Origin of the sequence: Hydrogenophaga sp. (assembly GCF_051860785.1) — a bacterium.
Lineage (GTDB): Bacteria > Pseudomonadota > Gammaproteobacteria > Burkholderiales > Burkholderiaceae_C > Hydrogenophaga.
On sequence record NZ_JBIMLB010000004.1, the window covers coordinates 38564 to 57472 of the forward strand.

Genomic DNA, 18909 nt, shown 5'->3' on the forward strand with positions numbered 1-18909 from the left:
CTTTCCTGTTCTCGATCGATGTTATTCCATTCTTCCATCCGCAAAGAGCTGGCGCGCAGCTTCGGGGCCACGCTGGTGGTCCTGTTCACCATCGTGCTGACCATGCTGCTGATCCGCACACTGGGGCTGGCCTCACGCGGCAGTGTGAACCCGGAGGAGATCGCGCTGGTGCTGGGCTACACGGTGATCGGCCGCATGCCGACCATCCTTACGCTGGCGCTCTTCATTGCCATTGTCTTCACGCTCTCGCGCATGTACCGCGACAGCGAGATGATCATCTGGTTTTCCAGCGGGCGTTCGCTCGGGGGCTTTCTCGGCCCGGTCATGCGTTTCTCGTGGCCGATCCTTCTGGTGATCTCTCTCGGTGTGTTTTTCGTCTGGCCCTGGGCCAACCAGCAGACCGACAACCTGCGTGACCGTTTCGAGCGCCGAGGCGATCTGGAACGCGTGGCACCAGGGCAGTTTCAGGAATCGTCCAGTGGCCGGCGTGTGTTTTTTATCGACAAGGACACGGCCGACGGCACCGAAGGTCGCAACATCTTCATCTCGAGCACCGAGAACGACGGGCGTGAGACCGTGACTTCAGCGCGCTCGGGTCGCATCGAATGGGTGAAGGACCAGCAGTTCCTGATGCTCAACAACGGCCAGCGCCTGGAGACGGCACCCGACCAGAGCAGTCAGCGCGTGAGCGAGTTCGAGGAATACGGCACCCAGATCGGCACGTCGGCGGTGGGCCAGAGAGGCGCACAGGCGCTCAAGGCGCGCAACAGCTGGGAACTCATCACAGAGCCGACCGCGGCCAACCTGGGAGAACTCGGCTGGCGCATCGGCATGGGGCTGACGTCGCTGAACTTTGTGCTCATCGCACTGGCCACCACGACCGGCAACCCACGAGCAGGTCGCGGCGGCAACCTGTTCTTCACCCTGTTCGCTTTCGTTTTCTACTACAACCTGCTGAACCTGGGCCAGAGCTGGGTGGCCAGCGGACTGTTCAGCCTGGGTGGGTTCATGCTCATGTTGCACGGCGGTGTCTTCACACTCACTGTGCTGTGGCTCATCAAGCGCCATTTCAACCTCAGCGTGCGCGGCTGGATCAGCGCGCAGCGCAACCGCCGTGCCGTCGTGGAGGCTCGCGCATGAGGACCATTCGCCGTCTTATCTACGGCGAAGTGTTCGCTGCCGTGGCCTTCGTGCTGGTGGCGTTTCTTTCGCTTTTCTTCTTCTTCGATTTCGTCGACGAATTGCCCGCGCTGGGCAAACCTTCTGTGCTCATGCCCGAGCTGGTGTATGAGGTGCCGCACGCCCTGCTCTATGTGACGTTGCTCATGCCGAGCCGCATCTATGAACTGTTGCCCATCGCGGTGCTGATCGGGGCCGTTTTCGTGCTGGCGCGCCTGGCCCAGGGCTCGGAATACACCATCCTGCGCACCAGCGGCCTGGGACCCTGGCGGGCGCTGCGCATGCTGCTGGGTCTGGGCGCTGTGTTCGTCGTTCTTACCTTTGCCATCGGCGACTACCTGGCGCCGATCTCGGACCGCACCGCCCAACTGCTCAAGGCGCGCTACCAGGGCAACATCAGCCTGGGCAGCACCGGCGCGTGGTTGAAGGAACGCCAGCCGTACAGCAACTTCTCGGTCAATGTGGGCTCCATGTCGGCCCAGGGGGCGCTGAGCAACGTGCGCGTCTTCGAATTCAACAACCAGGGCTTCCTGGTTTCCACGCTGCACGCAGCCACCGGACAGATCGAGGTCGACGATTCCTGGACCCTGCGCAAGGTGCAGCGCCGCGAGTTCGACAACGCAGGGCTCGCCTCGGGTCGCGTCCAGAAGCGCGAGATGGAGACCTTCCGCTGGCCCAGCGGCATCAATGCCGAGATGGTGTCGGTGGCGCTTCTCAAGCCCGAGCGCATGCGCACGGCCGACCTGTTCGGCTACATCCGCCACCTCGAAGCGAACGGCCAGACCGCTCAGCGCTACGAGATCGAGTTCTGGCGCAAGGTGTTCTATCCCCTGAGCTGTCTGGTCATGGTGGTGCTGGCGCTGCCATTCGCCTACCTGCATTTCCGTTCGGGCAGCATCACCGGCTACGTGTTCGGTGGTGTGATGATCGGCATCAGTTTCTTCCTGCTCAACAACGTCTTCGGCTACATCGGCAACCTCAACCAGTGGCAACCCTGGCTGGCCGCCGCGTCGCCCGCGCTGATCTATTCGGTCTTCTCGCTCGCGGCCTTTGGCTGGCTGGTGCTTCGGAGGTAGGGCTTCATGCTCGGAGTCATTGTGTTTGCACATGGATCGCGCGATCCTCTGTGGCGCCAGCCGGTCGAATCGGTGGCGAACCAGATCGCCCGCAACGCTCCGGACTCGCCCGTGTCCTGCGCCTACCTCGAGCTTTGCGAGCCCGATCTGACCACGGCGGCGCGCCATGTGGTGGCGGCGGGAGCGACCGAGGTGCGTGTGCTGCCCCTGTTTTTCGGCATGGGCAAGCACGCTCGGGAAGATCTGCCGCAGCTCATGGCCCACCTGGGCCATGCTCACCCAGGCGTGCGCTTCGAGCAATTGCCCCCCGCGGGTGAAGACCCACGCCTGACGGCTCTGCTGGCCAGGATTGCTCTGGAGTCCATTGAATGAACCTGCACCAGTTCCGCTTCGTGCAAGAGGCGGTGCGCCGCAACCTCAATCTCACCGAGGCCGCCAAGGCGCTGCACACGTCGCAGCCCGGGGTGTCCAAAGCCATCATCGAACTCGAAGACGAGCTCGGCATCGAGATCTTTGCCCGCCACGGCAAGCGCATCAAGCGCGTCACCGAACCAGGACAGCAGGTGCTCAAGAGCATCGACATCATCCTGCGCGAGGTCAACAACCTCAAGCGCATCGGTGAGCAGTACTCGGCCCAGGACAGTGGCACGCTCTCCATTGCCACCACCCACACGCAGGCTCGCTACGTGCTGCCCGGTCCGGTGGCGGCGCTGCGCCAGGCCTACCCGAAGGTGGCGATCAGCCTGCACCAGGGTTCGCCCGACCAGGTTGCCCGCATGCTGATGGAGGAAGTCGCTGAAATCGGCATGGCCACCGAGTCGCTGGTGAACTACCCCGAACTCGTCACCCTGCCCTGCTACGAATGGCAGCACGTGCTGGTGTTTCCGTTCGACCACCCGCTGCTGGAGCGCGAGCGCATCACGCTCGAAGACCTGGTGCAATTGCCCCTGATCACCTACCACCCCAGCTACACCGGTCGCACCCGCATTGACCAGGCTTTTGCCCTGCGGCATTTGCAGCCCAACATCGTGCTCGAGGCCATCGATTCGGACGTGATCAAGACCTATGTGAAGCTGGGCATGGGTGTGGGCATCGTGGCCGAAATGGCCATGCAGGGCGACAACCAGACCCCTGATCTGGTCTCGCGGCCCGCAGCCCAGCTCTTCGGCCACAACCTGGCGCGCGTGGCGTTCAAGCGAGGCACCTATTTGCGCCATTTCGTCCTGCGTTTTGCTGAACTGCTGAGCGACCGGCTCTCGCGCGACCTGATCCTGCGCGCCATGAGCGGCACCCCTGACGACTACGAACTCTGATCCATCCATGTCTGCCCGCATGCCTGCATCCACCCCTCCCCTGGTCTCGCGCCTGCCCAACGTCGGCACCACCATCTTCAGCGTGATGTCGGCCCTGGCGGCCGAGCACGGTGCGGTCAACCTGGGCCAGGGTTTCCCGGATTTCAATTGCGATCCGGCCCTGGTCGACGCGGTGGCCCAGGCCATGCAGGCTGGCCACAACCAGTACCCGCCCATGCCCGGCGCGCCAGCGCTGCGCCAGGCCATGGCGACAAAGATGAAAGCGCTCTACGGCCTGGAGTGCGACCCGAACACCGAGATCACCATCACCGCCGGTGCCACGCAGGCCATCCTCACCGCCATCCTCTCGGTGGTGCACCCGGGCGATGAAATCATCGTGCTCGAGCCCTGCTACGACAGCTATGTGCCCAACATCGAGCTCGCTGGCGGTGTGGCGGTGCGCGTGCCGCTGACACCCGGCACCTTTCGCCCCGATTTCGACCGCATTGCCGCCGCTATCACGCCGCGCACGCGCGCCCTCATCCTCAACAGCCCGCACAACCCCAGCGGCACGGTGTGGAGCGAGGCCGACATGCTGCGTCTGCAGGAACTGCTCGCGCCCACCAACGTGCTGCTGATCAGCGACGAGGTCTACGAGCACATGGTGTTCGACGGACAGCAGCACCAGAGCGCCGCGCGCTTTCCGGGCCTGGCATCGCGTGCCTTCATCGTCAGCAGCTTTGGCAAGACCTACCACGTCACCGGCTGGAAAGTCGGCACCGTGGTGGCGCCCGCACCGCTCACGGCCGAGTTCCGCAAGGTGCACCAGTTCAACGTGTTCACCGTGAACACCCCCATGCAGCACGCGCTGGCCGCGTTCATGGGCAACCCGGCGCCCTACCTGGAACTGCCAGCGTTCTACCAGCGCAAGCGCGACCTGTTCCGCGATGGCCTGTCCACCACCCGTTTCAGAATGTTGCCCGGCGAAGGCACCTACTTCCAGTGTGTGGACATCTCGGAGCTTGCCGTCCCCGAGCGCAATCTGCCCGAAGGCGACTTCTGCCAGTGGCTCACGCGCGAGATCGGCGTGGCCGCCATTCCGCTCTCAGCCTTCTACGGCAACGGGTTCGACCAGCGCGTGGTGCGCTTCTGCTTTGCCAAAAAGGACGAGACCTTGCGCGAGGCCCTCACCCGGCTCTCGCGGCTCTGAGAGCCGCAACGGTCCGGCGCCGTGCCCCCCAAGCCGCATCAGCCCCCTTGGGCGCCAGCGACCGGCGCAGGCGTGGAGCGTGGAGGCGTGGTCAGCACCGCACCGGGTTTCGGCAGAACTGGTCCAGTTCCCGCACCACGGCCGATCTGGCCACCGCCTGTTTCGCATTCGGCCCGGCTTCCAGGCTGAGCTTCATCTCGTACTTCTTGAAGAAGTCGTCGAACAGCTCGCCGCCCAACGTGCCGGTGGCGGTGAGCGTGTCGTTCTTCGGGTCGTGCTCCATCAGCACCGCGCACAAGGGTTGTTCCGCCGGGCCACTGAGCACCTGCGCCCCGCGTGCCGGGTCGTACTGGCTGTGGTCGGCGCAGCAGTGGATCAGGTCGTTGCCCTTGCTGGGCGTCTGCGGGTTCACCGCCGCACCCTTTCGGAAGCTGATGAAGCTGAGTTCTTTGGTGGGATACACGAGCTTGTGGGCGCAGATGGCAGAGAACGCCACCAGGCTGCGTCGGGGACCGACCCCACCGGGCCACTGGTAGGACCGCTTGTCGCGCGTGGCCAGCGCCGTCGGGGTGGCCGGCTTGCCCAGGTCGAGCAGGAACACCGGTGTGGCCTCGAACGGGTAATGAAACACGTAATTGGTCTGTGGTTTGAGTCCGGAGGCCTTCAGGGGTTTGCCGAGGTCGTCGAGCAACTGCACCCGGCCGTAGGAACGGGGTTTGGCGTCGGCCGCCCATGCGGTACCCGCCAGCGTCGCGGCGAGAGAGCCGCCGCCCAGCGCGCAAACTTCCACAAATTCGCGTCGATCCATGATTTCAACTCCAGCAGACGCTGCCACCCAATGGGCAACATGAGCCGAGTGAAACGCATGAGGCCGGGCGCTGTCAATGAGCGCCCCCTCGCGCCGGGCACCTATTCAGCGGAGCGGGGCCGTGCATCTCTGTGTGAACCGCATCACGCCTGAAGCACAAATGTGGTGCAACAGCATGCAGATGAAACTCAATCTTGCATCCGGATGGCCGAAATCAACGTACTTTCAAAGGCAAGGGCCGGGGGTCACCTCCAAGGCCATCCTTTTCTTTTCTGTTTTCGGAGACACATCCATGAAACCCTTGACCACCCTTTCCGCCAACCAGGGTGGGCACCGCCGCTCCTTTATCCGGCAGACAACTGCTGTGCTGGCCCTCGGGGCTCTCGTCTGGGGCATGAGTCCGCGCGCCCATGCGGCGCCTGGCACCACTGTGGTTGAAGCGGTTCAATTGCCTGCGTGGGTGGAGCGCGACGGTCAGCGCCGCCCGGCCGAACCCGGTGCCCAACTGCGCGCCAACGACAAGGCCATCACCGCCAACGGCTCGCGCATGCTGCTTCGCATGGACGACAAGAGCACCATCAAGCTGGGCGAGCAAAGTGAATTCCTCATCCAGTCGCTTGATACCCGCCGTGAAAGCAGCGTGGCCCCCAGCGAACAGAAAAGCGCGTTCAAGCTGGTCACGGGCGTCTTCCGCTACGCCACCGACTACAGCAGCAAGGCGCTGGGCAACAAGCGCGAGCTCAACCTGGAAGTGGCCACTGCGACGGTGGGCATCCGTGGCACCGACTTCTGGGCCATGACCGACGCGGCACACGACGCGGTCTGCGTGTTCGACGGCAAGGTCGAGGTGGTGCGAGACGGCAAGGCGGGCATCGAACTGGAAAAACCGGGTGCTTTCTGGGTGGTGTTCACCGGCCAGCCCGAGAAGCCAGCTGGCCAGGCAACGCCCGACCAACTGGCCAAATTCATCGGTCAGGCGGAAATGCAACCCGGCCAGGGCGTGCTGCTGCAAGGCGGCCGCTGGCGCGCCGTGGCGGCCACGCTGCCCCGCATGACAGACGCCGCCGCATTGCGCACTCGCCTGCAATCCGCTGGCTACCCCGCAGACATGGTGGCCAAGGATGGCCGCCACGAGGTCCGCATCAGTCAACTGGCCACGCGAGAGGACGCCGAGGCCGTCGTCAAGCGCCTGCAGGCCGATGCCTCACTGGGCGTGCGGGAAGGCCGTGTGGCGCTGGCTGCGAATTGATGTCGGCGGCTCGGCTCAGGCGCTGAGCTGGGTCCAGGCTTTGTCCAGTCGCTTCACGCTCACCGGCTGAGGCGTGCGCAGTTCCTGCGCGAAGAAGCTCACCCGCAACTCCTCGAGCAGCCAGCGCAGTTCCTGCAGGCGCGCGTCCTGCACCCCCTTGCGTTCGGCCACCAGCCGCCAGAAGCGCTGGTCTTGCGGGCGCAACTCCGCCAGTCGGGCGGCGTCGCGCGCGGGGTCGGCGCGCAACTTGTCCAGCCGCAACTGCACCGCCTTGAGGTAGCGCGGGAGGTGCTGCAGTTGCGCATAGGGTGTCTGCAACAGGAAGCGCTTGGGGATCAGTCGCTGCAATTGCTGCGCAATGTCGCTGGCCACGTCGGCGGCAGGCTTGCTGTCCTTGAGCTTGCGAACGGCGGCGGCGTATTCGGCGAGCACGGTGCCTGCCGTGCGCGCGATTTCATTGGCAATCAGTGTCAATCGGCCTCTGCCCTCTTCCAGGCAGCGTTTGAAGGCGGCCTCATCGGTGGGCAGCGGGTCGCCCAGAAACGCCCGATCCAGCGCGAGTTCGAGAATCTGCGCGCGCAGCTCCTCCAGCGTGCCGCCACCGGACTCCTTGCCCACCTGCAGATAGGCCACGCCCATGGCCTGCAGGCCAGGCAGGTTCTTCTCAAGGTATTTCAGGGCATCGCGGATCTGCAGCGCGAACAGGCGGCGCAGGCCCTCGCGGTGACGCGCTTGCGCCACCGCGGGTTCGTCGAACACTTCGATGCGCACGGCATCGCCGTCATCCACCAACGCAGGGAACCCGATCAGGGTCTGCTGGCCCTGGCGAATCTCCATGAGTTCGGGCAACTCACCAAAATCCCAGGCGGTGTGGCGTTGCGCGGCGCTGACAGCCGCAGCAGGTTGGGAGCCCACCTTGGGGGTTGCTGGCGTCGCACTGCCTTTCGGGGGCGCTTGAGGCGCTGTCCGAAGGCCCTCCATCTTGAGCGAAGCCAGCGCCTGGAAAGCACCCCGCGCCTGCGCGCCGAGTTCGGCCTTGAGCGCGGCCAGGTTGCGGCCCTGGCCCAGTTGCCGGCCGTGTTCGTCCACCACGCGCAGGTGCATGAAGTGGTGCGCGCTCAACATGTCGACCTTGATGTCGTTGCGCTGAATGTCGAGCTGCGTGGCTTCGCGCACCAGCTTGAGCACAGCGTCCATCAGATTGCCCGCACCAAAGACGGAGGGCTCGCACAGCGTCTGCGCGAAGCGCTCGGCGGTGGCCGGCAGCGGTACCAGGCGCGAGCGCGGGCGCTGGTGCAGGGTCTTGAGCAGCGCCAGCACCTTCTCCTTGAGCATGCCGGGCACCAGCCAGTCGCAGCGGTCTTCGCTGGCCTGGTTGAGGGCGAAGATCGGCAGCGTGACGGACAGACCGTCGCGCGGGTCGCCGGGCTCGTGCAGGTAGCTGCAGGCACAATCCACTCCCCCCAGGCGCAGCGTCTTGGGGAAGGTCTGCGTGGTGATGCCCGCGGCCTCATGCCGCATCAGTTCCTCGCGGGTGAGCAGCAGCAGCTTCGGGTTCTCGCGCACCGCGTCGCGGTACCAGCGTTCCATGGTCGCGCCATTGCAGATGTTGGCAGGAAGCTGCTGGTCGTAGAAGGCGTAGATGAGTTCGTCGTCGACCAGCACGTCCTGCCGGCGCGACTTGTGCTCCAGCTCGCCCACCTGACGCACCAGTTTCTGGTTGGCCGCCAGAAACGGCAGTTTCGTGTCCCACTCGCCAGCCACCAGCGCTTCGCGGATGAAGATCTCGCGCGCGCCCACCGGATCCACGCGGCCATAGTCGGTGCGGCGGTTGCTGTAGACCACCAGGCCGTACAGCGTGGCGCGCTCCAGCGCAGTTACCTGCGCGGCCTTCTTCTCCCAGTGCGGGTCGAGCAACTGCTTCTTGATGAGGTGGCCACCGACCTGCTCCAGCCAGAGCGGTTCGATGTTGGCGATGCCGCGACCGAAGAGGCGCGTGGTCTCCACCAGCTCGGCACAGACGATCCAGCGTCCGGGCTTCTTGCTCAGGTTGGCGCCGGGGTGGCGGTAGAAGCGGATGCCGCGCGCACCCAGATACCAGTCTTCTGCTTCGCTCTTCTGGCCCACGTTGCCGAGCAGGCCCGCCAGCATGGCCTGGTGGAGTTGCTCATAGCTCGCTGGCTTGTCGTTGAGCTTCCACTTGTGCTCGGCCACCACGGTGTGCAACTGGGTGTGGATGTCGCGCCATTCGCGCACGCGGCGCACGTTGATGAAATTCTCACGCAGCGCGTTGTCGTATTGGCGGTGGCTGAGCTTGTGGTCCTTGCCGTGGCCGCCCTTGGTGTCGTCCAGCCATTTCCAGAGCTTGAGCGTGCCGCTGAACTCACTCTTCTCGTCGTCGAACTTCGCGTGGGCCTGGTCGGCCTGGGCCTGCTTGTCCATGGGCCTGTCACGCACGTCCTGCACACTGAGGGATGACGCGATCACCAGCACCTCGTCAAGCGCACCGCGCTGCTGGGCCTCCAAAATCATGCGGCCCACACGAGGATCCAGAGGCAGGCGCGACAGCGTCTGGCCCATCGGCGTAAGCTCGTTGTCTTCGTCCACCGCGCCCAGCTCGGTCAGCAACTGGTAGCCATCGACGATGGCGCGCTTCTGCGGTGCCTCGATGAACGCGAAGTCTTCCACCGCGCCCAGACGCAGGGCCTTCATGCGCAGGATGACACCTGCCAGTGAACTGCGCAGGATCTCGGGATCGGTGAACTTCGGCCGGCCGTTGAAGCCGGCCTCGTCATAGAGCCGGATGGCGATGCCATCGGCAACGCGGCCGCAACGCCCGGCGCGCTGGTTGGCCGCGGCCTGGCTGATCGGCTCGACCATGAGTTGCTCCACCTTCTGGCGAAAGCTGTAGCGCTTCACGCGCGCCGTGCCGGCGTCGATCACGAAGCGGATGCCCGGCACGGTGAGCGAGGTCTCGGCCACGTTGGTGGAGAGCACGATGCGCCGCCCGCTGTGGTCCTGGAAGATGCGGTCCTGCTCGGCTTGCGACAGGCGGGCGAACAGGGGCAACACCTCGGCATTGCGCAGCGTGGGGATGTGGCTGAGGTGCTTGCGCAGATGGTCTGCGGCCTCGCGGATCTCGCGCTCGCCCGGCAGGAACACCAGGATGTCTCCACCGGCAGGCCCGCGCCAGAGTTCGTCCACCGCGTCGGCGATGGCGCTGTTCAGGTCGTAGTCGCGGCTTTCCTCGAATGGCCGCCAGCGCACCTCCACGGGAAACGTGCGACCGGAGACCATGAGCACCGGTGCCGGCCCCTTCTTAGAAGCGAAATACTGCGCGAAGCGGTCGGCGTCGATGGTGGCGGACGTCACCACCACTTTCAGGTCAGGCCGGCGCGGCAGCAGCTGGCGCAGGTAGCCGAGCAGGAAGTCGATGTTGAGGCTGCGCTCGTGCGCCTCGTCAATGATGATGGTGTCGTAGGCGCGCAGGTCCGGGTCGGTCTGCGTCTCGGCCAGCAGGATGCCGTCGGTCATGAGCTTGACGGACGCGTCCTTCGACAGCCGGTCCTGGAAGCGCACCTTGTAGCCCACCACCTCGCCCAGCGGCGTCTTCAGTTCCTCTGCGATGCGCTTGGCCACGCTGGAAGCCGCAATGCGCCGGGGCTGGGTGTGCCCGATGAGCTGGCCGCGCTGACCCGGCTGGGCGTTGCACTTGCCACGGCCCATGGCCAGCGCGATCTTCGGGATCTGCGTGGTCTTGCCCGAGCCGGTCTCACCGCAGACGATCACCACCTGGTTCTCGCGCATGGCCTGCTCGATCTCGTGGCGACGGGCCGAGACGGGCAGGGATTCGGGAAATTCGATGTGCAGCGGTGTGGAAGGCAACGGGAAAACTCGGTCAGAATCGGGCAGCCGGCCATTATCCGCGCCCGGCCTACCGCCCGCTGCCATCCATGTCCAACGTTTTCAACTTCACCTTCGTCCCCTGGTTCCGCTCGGTCGCGCCCTACATCCACAAGCACCGCCACAACACGCTGGTGGTCGGCATTGCGGGCGAAGCGATCGCGGCGGGCAAGCTGCAGAGCCTGGCGCAGGATCTGGCGCTCATCCAGAGCATGGGGGTGGAAATCGTGCTGGTGCATGGCTTTCGCCCGCAGGTGAACGAGCAATTGCGACTGAAGGGACACGAGGCGAAGTATTCGCACGGCATGCGCATCACCGATGAAGTGGCGCTCGACTGCGCGCAGGAAGCCGCCGGCCAGTTGCGCTACGAAATCGAAGCCGCCTTCAGCCAGGGCCTGCCCAACACGCCGATGGCGGGCGCCACCGTGCGCGTGATCTCGGGCAACTTCATCACCGCACGCCCCGTGGGCCTGATGGACGGGGTAGATTTCCAGCACTCCGGCCTGGTGCGCAAGGTCGACACCGAAGGCATCCAGCGCACACTGGACATGGGCGCCATGGTGCTGCTCTCGCCCTTCGGTTTCTCGCCCACGGGCGAGGCCTTCAACCTCACCATGGAAGACGTGGCAACCTCGGTGGCCGTAGCGCTGCAAGCCGACAAGCTGATGTTCCTGACCGAGGTGCCCGGCATCCGCGTGGACGAGGCCGATCCCGAAAGCGGCATCGACACCGAACTCCCCCTGGCCGATGCCAAGAAGATGCTCGCCGCCCTGCCGGCGCCCACCCAGCCGACCGACACCGCGTTCTACCTGCAGCACTGTATCCGCGCCTGCGAAGGCGGCGTGGATCGCAGCCACATCCTGCCGTTCTCGGTGGACGGTGCCCTGCTGCTGGAGATCTACACCCACGACGGCATCGGCACCATGGTGGTGGATGAGAAGCTGGAGAGCGTGCGCGAGGCCACCATGGACGACGTGAGCGGCATCGTCGCCCTGATCGAGCCGTTCGAGAAGGACGGTACCCTGGTCAAGCGCGACCGCACGGAGATCGAACGCGACGCCGGCAACTACACCATCATCGAGCACGACGGCGTGATCTTCGGCTGCGCCGCGCTCTACCCCTACCCGGAAGCACGCACCGGCGAGATGGCCGCGCTCACCGTCTCACCCGACACACAGAGCCAGGGCGATGGCGAACGGCTGCTCAAGCGCATCGAGACGCGCGCCAAGGCGCAGGGGCTGCAGAGCATCTTCGTGCTGACCACGCGCACCATGCACTGGTTCATCAAGCGGGGGTTCGTTCAGGTCAGCGCCGACTGGCTGCCCGAGGCGCGCAAGCGCAAGTACAACTGGGACCGCAAGAGCCAGGTCCTCGTGAAAAAGCTCAGCTAGCGGGGCGCTTCACCCACAGCGCCACGGCCAGCAGGGCAATGGCGCTGAAACACAGGAAGGACCAGTTCGCGATCGACAGGCCGAGGAAGGTCCAGTCAATCACCGAACAATCGCCGGTACCCCGGAAGATCATGGGAATGGCGCGGCGCAGCGGGAAAGCTTCGATCATGCCGAAGAAGTCACGTCCGCAACTCATGATCTCGGGTGGATTCCATTGCAGCCAGCTCTGGCGCGCGGCCACGAAGGCACCGAACAACGCGAAGACGCCCATCACGCCCACGCCCACGCGGCGCAGGCCGTGGCCACGGAAGGCCGCCGAAATGCCGGCCACCAGGGCCACCAGCACCAGCGCATAGCGCTGCACGATGCACATGGGACACGGCTCCAGGCCCACCACGTGCTGCAGGTACATGCCGTAGGCCAGCATGGCCACGCAGGCCAGGGCAATGAGCGCCAGGATCTGGCGAGGGTGGCTCTCGAAAGGCGAGCGCGGGGAAGCGGTGGACAGGCTGGCGAACAAGGTGGAAATCCTCAACTCACGAAGGCGCGTTCGATCACGAAATCGCCCGGGGTGGTGGTGTTGCCTTCCTTGAGTCCGGTTTTCTCACAAAGTGCCTTCAGGTCGCGCAACATTTCCGGACTGCCGCAGATCATCACCCTGTCTTCGACGGCGTTGAACGCCGGCAGGCCCAGGTCCTTGGCGATCACGCCTTCACCGAGCAGTTGCGGAATGCGCCCCTGGTGAACGAAGGGCTCGCGGGTGACCGTGGGGTAATACAGCAGTTTGCCTTGCACCAGCTCGCCCAGGATCTCGTCCTTCACCAGTTCCTGAGAGAGCAATTCGCGGTAGGCCAGTTCGTTGACCTGGCGCACGCCATGCACCACGATCACCTGTTCGAAGCGTTCGTAGGTCTCAGGGTCGCGCACGATGCTCAGGAATGGCGCCAGCCCGGTGCCGGTGCCCAGCAGGTACAGGCGCTTGCCCGGCAGCAGGTAGTCGATCAGCAGCGTGCCGGTGGGCTTGCGACCGACAATGATCGTGTCGCCCACCTGGATGTGCTGCAGGCGCGAGGTGAGCGGGCCGTCCTGCACCTTGATGCTCAGGAACTCCAGGTGGTCGGCGTAGTTCGGGCTGACGATGCTGTAGGCGCGCAGCAGCGGTTTTTCGTTGACGCGCAGGCCAATCATGGTGAAGTGGCCGTTGGAGAAACGCAGCGAGGCATCGCGCGTGGTGGTGAAGCTGAACAGCCGGTCGGTCCAGTGGTGGACGCTCAACACGCGCTCTTCCTGAAATGCACTCATGAAAACAAGTCCTGTGGAACGGTAACCCGGTATTGTAGAAACTCATGCACTGGGTGCTTCCATGGCCTTGTCAGGCTGGGCGCCCAAACCTTGCTACAGTGGCGCTCGGCCATTGGCCCGAACACCCCAGGAACACCCGCAAAGCCGGGATCATGCCGGTGATCCACCTGTTCTGGAACGAATAAATTCTTCCATTCGTTATAACCAGATCATCTAACACCACGCCCCAAGGAACGCCATGGCACGCACCGTGAACTGCATCAAGCTCGGCAAGGAAGCCGAAGGACTCGACTTCCCACCCTACCCCGGTGAACTGGGCAAACGCATTTATGAGAACGTGAGCAAGGAAGCCTGGGCCGCCTGGCTCAAGCACCAGACCATGCTGCTCAACGAAAACCGGCTCAACCTGGCCGACGCCCGCGCCCGCCAGTACCTGGCCCGGCAGATGGAAAAGCACTTCTTCGGCGAAGGCGCCGACGCCGCCGCCGGCTACGTGCCGCCGCCCCGGGACGAGTGAGCGTGCCCGGCGGGTCGCACCGCCACGCACTGGTGATCGGTGCCGGTCTGGCCGGCGTTGCCGTGTGCGCGCAGCTGGCGCGCCGGGGCTGGCACATCACCTTGCTGGACGCGGCCAGCGGCCCGGCGCGTGGCGCCTCTGCGCTGCCAGTGGGCATGCTCAGCCCGCACGTCACCCGGGCGCCCACCCCGCTCTCGCGCCTGTCCGCGCTGGGTATGCAGGCCACGCTGGCCGAACTGCAGCGTCTGGTGCCGCAGGGTCGAGGCTGGCAAGCCTGCGAGGTGGACAACCTCGGCCACGACCCCGGCCGCTGGCCCGCAGCCCTGGTACGACCTGCCGCGCTGGTGCAGGCCTGGCTTGTGGAGGCCGCCTCGCGCACGACGCCGCACTGGCAGGCGTCAGTGCATCGCCTCGAGCGCACGGCCTCGGGCCTCTGGCGAGCGGTGAACGCCGCCGGCGAAATGCTGGTCGAAGCGCCGGTGGCGGTGATCGCCGCCGCCCATGGCAGCCATGCCCTGCTCACCGACGCCAGCGGACTCATGGAGCCCGAGCACCTGCCGCTGCGGCCGGTGAAGGGGCAGATGAGCCTGGCCGAGCTTCACGGTGCGCCACTGGCCATGCGCCCGCAGCGCGACAGCGGCGTTTTCGTGCCAGCCTACGAAGACAGCGGCCTGCCCCCCGAGTGGCCGGCGCGCCTGTGGGCGATGGGGTCGACGTACACACGCGGCGATTCCAGCACCCACCTCACACCCGAAGCCCATGAGGCGAATGCAGGCAGCCTGCAGACCATCTGCCCACCGGCCGCCGATAGGCTGCGCTCGCTGCAAGCCTGCGGAGAACTGCGGGGCTGGGCCCAGGTGCGCTGTGCATCGCTGGATCGCCTGCCGTTGGTGGGGGCTGTACCGGACGCCGTGGCCTTGAGCCAGCACATGGCCGCGGCAGGTTTTCGTCGCGGGCGGGTTCCACTGGAGGAAACGCCCAGGCGGCAGGGCCTGTACCTGCTGACTGCGCTCGGCTCGCGCGGCATCACGCTGGCCCATCTGTGCGCGGGTTGGCTCGCGGCGGACATCGAAGGTGAACCTGCGGGGGCCGAACCCGATCTGGTGGCCGCATTGGACCCGGCACGGTTTGCCTGGCGGCACGCTCGCCGCCAGCCCTGAGGCTCAGATCAGCTCCAGCCACTCCGAAATCTGGCGCGGCTGCAAAGGGCGCTCCAGCAGCGCCGTCACGCCGACGCGGTGCGCGTCGCGCCGCACCCGGCGTCGCCGCCACCAGCCCGCCAGCGGCCCGGCGAGCTCGCTCGTGGCCAGCGCCAGCGCCTGCGGGTTGCGCTGCACGAACACGCGCATGAGCGACCACACGTCCATGTGGTGGTCGTCCAGATTGAAGAAGCCGCACAGATAGGCCTGACGGCTCAACAGGTCGACCGCCATTTCGGTGTCGATCACCTCGTCGACGTGCACGACGCCGGCCAGCGCCAGCCGGGTGCGCAGGTAGGTGCGCTCCTCGGGGTCTTCGCTGACCACCAGAGCGCGCCGGACCGGTTCAACGCCAGTCTCCATGTCCAGGTCGAGCGCCAGATCCAGCGGCGACGGCGAGGTCACGTCCAGGTCGAGCAGGCCGGAATCGGCCTGGCGAGCGGCGAACACGGCGTCCAGGTCGTGCAACACCGCGGCCCATTCGATCGGTCGATCCAGCACACGCCAGGCGTGGTCGGGAGCGTCGGGCCCGACCCAGATCAGCCGCTGGCCGGCCGGCATTTCCTTGGCATGGGCCAGCACCGCTTCGGCGCTTTCCCCGTCCACCAGCGCGACCTGGGCCATGCCCGTGGGCGCCTTGGTGCCCGGCGGTGTGAGCGGAGCCCAGGGCGCATAGGCCACCTCACGCTCCTGGGACAGCCGGAAGATCGTGTTGAGCGCGTGCCGCTCCACGTCGGAAAAACCCACCACGCTGACCAGAATGCGCTGTTTCTGCATGGCATGAATGTTACGACGGCTAACGCGATGTGCGGTCGATCTGGAGGGACGAACGGAAATTTCTCGAAGCAACGCTCACTCCCCGCATTTGCATATGCACCAGGGCTATATACCCATGAACAAAAAATCGTTTGGGATATATGGCCTTTTCTCTACAGTCCCTTGATTGCTATTGCCCACGACGACGATGTACCAATACTCAGAATTCGACCGCCAGTTCGTGCACCTGCGCGCCGCCCAGTTTCGCGATCAGCTCACCCGTTGGCAGGCCGGAACGCTGGGCGACGACGAGTTCAAGCCGCTGCGCCTGCAGAACGGCTGGTACGTTCAGCGCTTCGCCCCCATGCTGCGCGTGGCCGTGCCCTACGGCGAGATCTCCAGCCCGCAGCTTCGCGTGCTCGCGAAGATTGCGCGCGACTACGACCACAAGGAAGACCACGACACGTCGAAGGCCAACGCGGGCCTCTCAGAGGTGCCCACGCTGCCCGACCGCACTGCGCACTTCACGACGCGGCAGAACGTGCAATACAACTGGATTCCGCTTTCGCGTTCGGCCGAGGTCATGGATCTGCTCGCCAGCGTGAACATGCACGGCATCCAGACCAGCGGCAACTGCATCCGCAACATCACCACCGACGCACTGGCCGGCATCGCCGCCGATGAGGTGGCCGACCCACGCCCCTTCGCGGAAATCATGCGGCAGTGGAGCACGCTGCACCCCGAATTCGCTTTCCTGCCGCGCAAGTTCAAGGTGGCCATCACCGGCGCGCGCGAAGACCGCGCCGCCACCGCCTGGCACGACGTGGGCCTGCGCCTGCTGCGCAATGTGGACGGTGACCTGGGCTTCCAGGTGCGCGTGGGCGGCGGCATGGGACGCACACCCATCATCGGCACCGTGCTGCGCGAGTTCCTGCCCTGGAACCAGATCCTGAACTACCTGGAAGCCGTGGTGCGCGCCTACAACCGTTTTGGCCGCCGCGACAACATCTACAAGGCCCGCATCAAGATCCTGGTGAAGGCCGAAGGCCAGGCCTACACCGATCAGGTGGAAGCCGAGTACCGCGACATCCTCGAGAAGGATGGTGCACCGCACACCATCACCCAGGCCGAGCTGGATCGCGTGAGTGCCTTCTTCGTCACGCCGCCGCTCAGCTGCGACCGCAAGAGCGCCGACGCCAAGATCGCCCACATCCTCAAGGCCGCCGCAGAGGACGACATGGAGTTCAGCCGCTGGCTGCAGCAGAACGTGAAGCCGCACCAGAACCCGGACCTTCGCGCGGTCACGCTCTCCTTCAAGCGCTTCGGCCAGGCACCAGGCGACGCCACCGCCGACCAACTGGACCGCGCGGCCGATCTGGCCGAGCGCTTTTCATCGGGCGAAGCGCGTGTGACGCACGAACAGAACCTGCTGCTGCCCTGGGTGCGCTGCGACGCGCTGCCCGAGCTCTGGCGCGAAGCACGCCGCCTGGGACTTGCCAAGCCCAACATCGGCCTGCTGACCGACATGATCGCCTGCCCCGGTGGCGATTTCTGCGATCTGGCCAATGCACGTTCGTTGCCACTGGCACAGGCCATCCTGGGCCGCTACACGGATTTGGACGAATTGCACGACCTGGGCGAGATCGACCTGCACATCAGCGGCTGCATCAACTCCTGCGGCCACCACCACAGCGGCCACATCGGCATCCTCGGCGTCGACAAGGACGGCCAGGAGTGGTACCAGGTCACGCTCGGTGGCTCGGACGGCACGCGCCTCTCTGGCGAAGCCACGCCGGGCAAGGTGATCGGCCCATCGTTTGCCGCCAGCGAAGTGCCCGACGTGATCGAAGCCCTGCTCGACACCTACCGCGCGCAGCGGCAGACCGGCGAGACCTTCGTAGCAACACTCAAGCGTGCCGGCGCCGAGCCCTTCAAGACCGCCGCCAACGCAGTGCGCGTGAGCACGGCCCGTGCACCCGCCTGAGGAAGCCACCATGAACCAGAACCTTGACGTCTTCAGCGCCAACGCTTTCGAACCCCGCGAGCCACAAGACCAGCGCCTGTCCGTCGCCAACGACGCCGACCCGCGCGAACTCGACCTGAGCGGCATCGAAACCATCGAACTGAACTTCCCCAAGTTCAGCGACGGGCGCGCGTTCAGCCAGGCCTTCCTGCTGCGCCGCCGCCTCGGCTTCACCGGTCACATCCGCGCCACCGGCGACGTGCTGATCGACCAGCTGGTGCAGATGCAGCGCAGCGGCTTCAGCCAGGCCGTGCTGCGCGCCGACCAGGATCTGGCGCACGGCCAAGCCTTGCTGGCCCACTACCCCGCGTTCTACCAGGGGGATGCGGTGCACACCGCGCCCCATTTCGCGTCCGCCTGAGCACCGAAAGCCGACACCATGAGCGCCATCGACCTCACGCACATCAACACCGAACTTGGCCGCAACGCCCCCGGACTGGTGGAGTGGGCACTCGGCCTGGACCTGCCAGCCATCGTCACCACCAACTTCCGGCCGTTCGAGGCCGTGATCCTGCACCTCGTCACGCGCGTGAAACCCGATGTGCCCGTGGTCTGGATGGACAACGGCTACAACACCGAAGCCACCTACCGCTTTGCCGATGAAGTGAGCCGGAAGCTGGATCTGAACCTGCGCATCTACCTGCCGCGCCGTTCCCGCGCGCACCACGAGGCGGTAGACGGACCGGTACCGTCACTCGACGACCCGCGCCATGCTGCGTTCACCGAAGAAGTGAAGCTGGAGCCCTTTGCTCGCGCGTTGCGCGAGACGGCGCCCAAGGTCTGGTTCACCGCGCTGAGGGCCACCGATACCGCCGTTCGCGCCCAGATGGACCCGGTCAGCATCAACCCCGATGGCCTGATCAAGGTCGCACCGTTGCTGCACTGGTCGTCCAAAGAGCTGCACCAGTACTGCGAGGCCCACGGCCTGCCCAACAACTTCGACTACCTGGACCCAACCAAGGGCGAAGACAACCGCGAATGCGGTCTTCATCTGGCCCACTGAA

At 65.5% G+C, this 18909-nt stretch carries 17 protein-coding genes; 12 read left to right on the plus strand and 5 right to left on the minus strand.

The window, feature by feature from the left end; genetic code table 11:
* Nucleotides 1-18 precede the first annotated feature (18 nt).
* From lptF to ACTIF6_RS07185, 5 genes are read left to right on the plus strand one after another with little or no spacing between them, the layout of a single operon-like run.
* Nucleotides 19-1140 carry an LPS export ABC transporter permease LptF gene (lptF, locus tag ACTIF6_RS07165; protein ID WP_439587278.1) on the plus strand — a complete coding sequence of 374 codons (1122 nt, stop codon included), beginning with the start codon at nucleotides 19-21 and terminating at the stop codon, nucleotides 1138-1140.
* Nucleotides 1137-2255, plus strand: coding sequence for an LPS export ABC transporter permease LptG (gene lptG / locus ACTIF6_RS07170; RefSeq protein ID WP_439587279.1), 1119 nt, complete (start codon nucleotides 1137-1139; stop codon nucleotides 2253-2255). The genes lptF and lptG overlap by 4 nt, the downstream gene beginning before the upstream one ends.
* Nucleotides 2256-2261: 6 nt before the next feature.
* The gene (locus ACTIF6_RS07175; protein ID WP_439587280.1) at nucleotides 2262-2627 is read left to right on the plus strand and encodes a sirohydrochlorin chelatase; all 366 of its coding nucleotides are present in this window, start codon (nucleotides 2262-2264) and stop codon (nucleotides 2625-2627) included.
* Complete coding sequence (locus ACTIF6_RS07180) at nucleotides 2624-3568, plus strand: CysB family HTH-type transcriptional regulator (protein ID WP_439587281.1); 945 nt, start codon at nucleotides 2624-2626, stop codon at nucleotides 3566-3568. The genes ACTIF6_RS07175 and ACTIF6_RS07180 overlap by 4 nt, the downstream gene beginning before the upstream one ends.
* Before the next feature lie 7 nt (nucleotides 3569-3575).
* A complete protein-coding gene (locus ACTIF6_RS07185) occupies nucleotides 3576-4757 on the plus strand; it encodes a pyridoxal phosphate-dependent aminotransferase (RefSeq protein ID WP_439587282.1) in 1182 nt (393 codons plus the stop codon).
* 91 nt (nucleotides 4758-4848) lie between these two features.
* On the opposite strand, the gene ACTIF6_RS07190 is transcribed toward ACTIF6_RS07185, so the two are convergent.
* Nucleotides 4849-5565 (minus strand): (2Fe-2S)-binding protein, encoded by a 717-nt coding sequence (locus ACTIF6_RS07190; RefSeq protein ID WP_439587283.1) that lies wholly within the window; start codon nucleotides 5563-5565, stop codon nucleotides 4849-4851.
* A 292-nt stretch (nucleotides 5566-5857) separates the two neighbouring features.
* On the opposite strand from ACTIF6_RS07190, the gene ACTIF6_RS07195 reads away from it, so the two are divergent.
* Entirely contained in the window at nucleotides 5858-6814 is a 957-nt protein-coding gene (locus ACTIF6_RS07195; RefSeq protein WP_439587284.1) for a FecR domain-containing protein, read from the plus strand.
* 15 nt (nucleotides 6815-6829) lie between these two features.
* Here the strand turns inward: ACTIF6_RS07195 and hrpA are convergent, their stop codons facing one another.
* Entirely contained in the window at nucleotides 6830-10765 is a 3936-nt protein-coding gene (gene hrpA / locus ACTIF6_RS07200; protein ID WP_439587285.1) for an ATP-dependent RNA helicase HrpA, read from the minus strand.
* A 2-nt stretch (nucleotides 10766-10767) separates the two neighbouring features.
* On the opposite strand from hrpA, the gene argA reads away from it, so the two are divergent.
* Nucleotides 10768-12108: an amino-acid N-acetyltransferase gene (gene argA / locus ACTIF6_RS07205; protein ID WP_439587286.1), complete on the plus strand. Its 1341-nt coding sequence runs from the start codon at nucleotides 10768-10770 to the stop codon at nucleotides 12106-12108.
* On the opposite strand, the gene ACTIF6_RS07210 is transcribed toward argA, so the two are convergent.
* The gene (locus ACTIF6_RS07210) at nucleotides 12101-12628 is read right to left on the minus strand and encodes a disulfide bond formation protein B (RefSeq protein WP_439587287.1); all 528 of its coding nucleotides are present in this window, start codon (nucleotides 12626-12628) and stop codon (nucleotides 12101-12103) included. The two genes, argA and ACTIF6_RS07210, sit on opposite strands and share 8 nt — an antisense overlap.
* Before the next feature lie 11 nt (nucleotides 12629-12639).
* Complete coding sequence (locus tag ACTIF6_RS07215) at nucleotides 12640-13410, minus strand: ferredoxin--NADP reductase (RefSeq protein WP_439587288.1); 771 nt, start codon at nucleotides 13408-13410, stop codon at nucleotides 12640-12642.
* Between the two features lie 238 nt (nucleotides 13411-13648).
* On the opposite strand from ACTIF6_RS07215, the gene ACTIF6_RS07220 reads away from it, so the two are divergent.
* Nucleotides 13649-13927: an oxidative damage protection protein gene (locus tag ACTIF6_RS07220; protein WP_439587289.1), complete on the plus strand. Its 279-nt coding sequence runs from the start codon at nucleotides 13649-13651 to the stop codon at nucleotides 13925-13927.
* Between the two features lie 2 nt (nucleotides 13928-13929).
* Nucleotides 13930-15087 carry an FAD-dependent oxidoreductase gene (locus ACTIF6_RS07225; protein ID WP_439587290.1) on the plus strand — a complete coding sequence of 386 codons (1158 nt, stop codon included), beginning with the start codon at nucleotides 13930-13932 and terminating at the stop codon, nucleotides 15085-15087.
* A gap of 3 nt (nucleotides 15088-15090) precedes the next feature.
* On the opposite strand, the gene ACTIF6_RS07230 is transcribed toward ACTIF6_RS07225, so the two are convergent.
* A complete protein-coding gene (locus ACTIF6_RS07230; RefSeq protein WP_439587291.1) occupies nucleotides 15091-15903 on the minus strand; it encodes a hypothetical protein in 813 nt (270 codons plus the stop codon).
* Nucleotides 15904-16090: 187 nt separating this feature from the next.
* Between ACTIF6_RS07230 and ACTIF6_RS07235 the strand changes: the two genes are divergently transcribed.
* Genes ACTIF6_RS07235 through ACTIF6_RS07245 form a run of 3 tightly spaced genes read left to right on the plus strand, consistent with a single transcriptional unit; the run spans nucleotide 16091 to nucleotide 18908 of the window.
* Nucleotides 16091-17866 carry a nitrite/sulfite reductase gene (locus ACTIF6_RS07235; RefSeq protein WP_439587292.1) on the plus strand — a complete coding sequence of 592 codons (1776 nt, stop codon included), beginning with the start codon at nucleotides 16091-16093 and terminating at the stop codon, nucleotides 17864-17866.
* A 10-nt stretch (nucleotides 17867-17876) separates the two neighbouring features.
* Nucleotides 17877-18266 (plus strand): DUF934 domain-containing protein, encoded by a 390-nt coding sequence (locus ACTIF6_RS07240; protein WP_439587293.1) that lies wholly within the window; start codon nucleotides 17877-17879, stop codon nucleotides 18264-18266.
* An 18-nt stretch (nucleotides 18267-18284) separates the two neighbouring features.
* Nucleotides 18285-18908, plus strand: a complete 624-nt coding sequence (locus ACTIF6_RS07245) for a phosphoadenosine phosphosulfate reductase domain-containing protein (RefSeq protein ID WP_439587294.1) — start codon at nucleotides 18285-18287, stop codon at nucleotides 18906-18908.
* The last annotated feature ends 1 nt before the right edge of the window (nucleotide 18909 follow it).

Excerpts from the sequence above, each read along its gene's own strand:
- lptF (WP_439587278.1), top strand. The coding sequence starts at position 19 with ATGTTATTCCATTCTTCCATCCGCAAAGAGCTGGCGCGCAGCTTCGGG.
- lptG (WP_439587279.1), top strand. The coding sequence starts at position 1,137 with ATGAGGACCATTCGCCGTCTTATCTACGGCGAAGTGTTCGCTGCCGTG.
- ACTIF6_RS07175 (WP_439587280.1), top strand. The coding sequence starts at position 2,262 with ATGCTCGGAGTCATTGTGTTTGCACATGGATCGCGCGATCCTCTGTGG.
- ACTIF6_RS07180 (WP_439587281.1), top strand. The coding sequence starts at position 2,624 with ATGAACCTGCACCAGTTCCGCTTCGTGCAAGAGGCGGTGCGCCGCAAC.
- ACTIF6_RS07185 (WP_439587282.1), top strand. The coding sequence starts at position 3,576 with ATGTCTGCCCGCATGCCTGCATCCACCCCTCCCCTGGTCTCGCGCCTG.
- ACTIF6_RS07190 (WP_439587283.1), bottom strand. The coding sequence starts at position 5,565 with ATGGATCGACGCGAATTTGTGGAAGTTTGCGCGCTGGGCGGCGGCTCT.
- ACTIF6_RS07195 (WP_439587284.1), top strand. The coding sequence starts at position 5,858 with ATGAAACCCTTGACCACCCTTTCCGCCAACCAGGGTGGGCACCGCCGC.
- hrpA (WP_439587285.1), bottom strand. The coding sequence starts at position 10,765 with ATGGCAGCGGGCGGTAGGCCGGGCGCGGATAATGGCCGGCTGCCCGAT.
- argA (WP_439587286.1), top strand. The coding sequence starts at position 10,768 with ATGTCCAACGTTTTCAACTTCACCTTCGTCCCCTGGTTCCGCTCGGTC.
- ACTIF6_RS07215 (WP_439587288.1), bottom strand. The coding sequence starts at position 13,410 with ATGAGTGCATTTCAGGAAGAGCGCGTGTTGAGCGTCCACCACTGGACC.
- ACTIF6_RS07220 (WP_439587289.1), top strand. The coding sequence starts at position 13,649 with ATGGCACGCACCGTGAACTGCATCAAGCTCGGCAAGGAAGCCGAAGGA.
- ACTIF6_RS07230 (WP_439587291.1), bottom strand. The coding sequence starts at position 15,903 with ATGCAGAAACAGCGCATTCTGGTCAGCGTGGTGGGTTTTTCCGACGTG.
- ACTIF6_RS07235 (WP_439587292.1), top strand. The coding sequence starts at position 16,091 with ATGTACCAATACTCAGAATTCGACCGCCAGTTCGTGCACCTGCGCGCC.
- ACTIF6_RS07240 (WP_439587293.1), top strand. The coding sequence starts at position 17,877 with ATGAACCAGAACCTTGACGTCTTCAGCGCCAACGCTTTCGAACCCCGC.
- ACTIF6_RS07245 (WP_439587294.1), top strand. The coding sequence starts at position 18,285 with ATGAGCGCCATCGACCTCACGCACATCAACACCGAACTTGGCCGCAAC.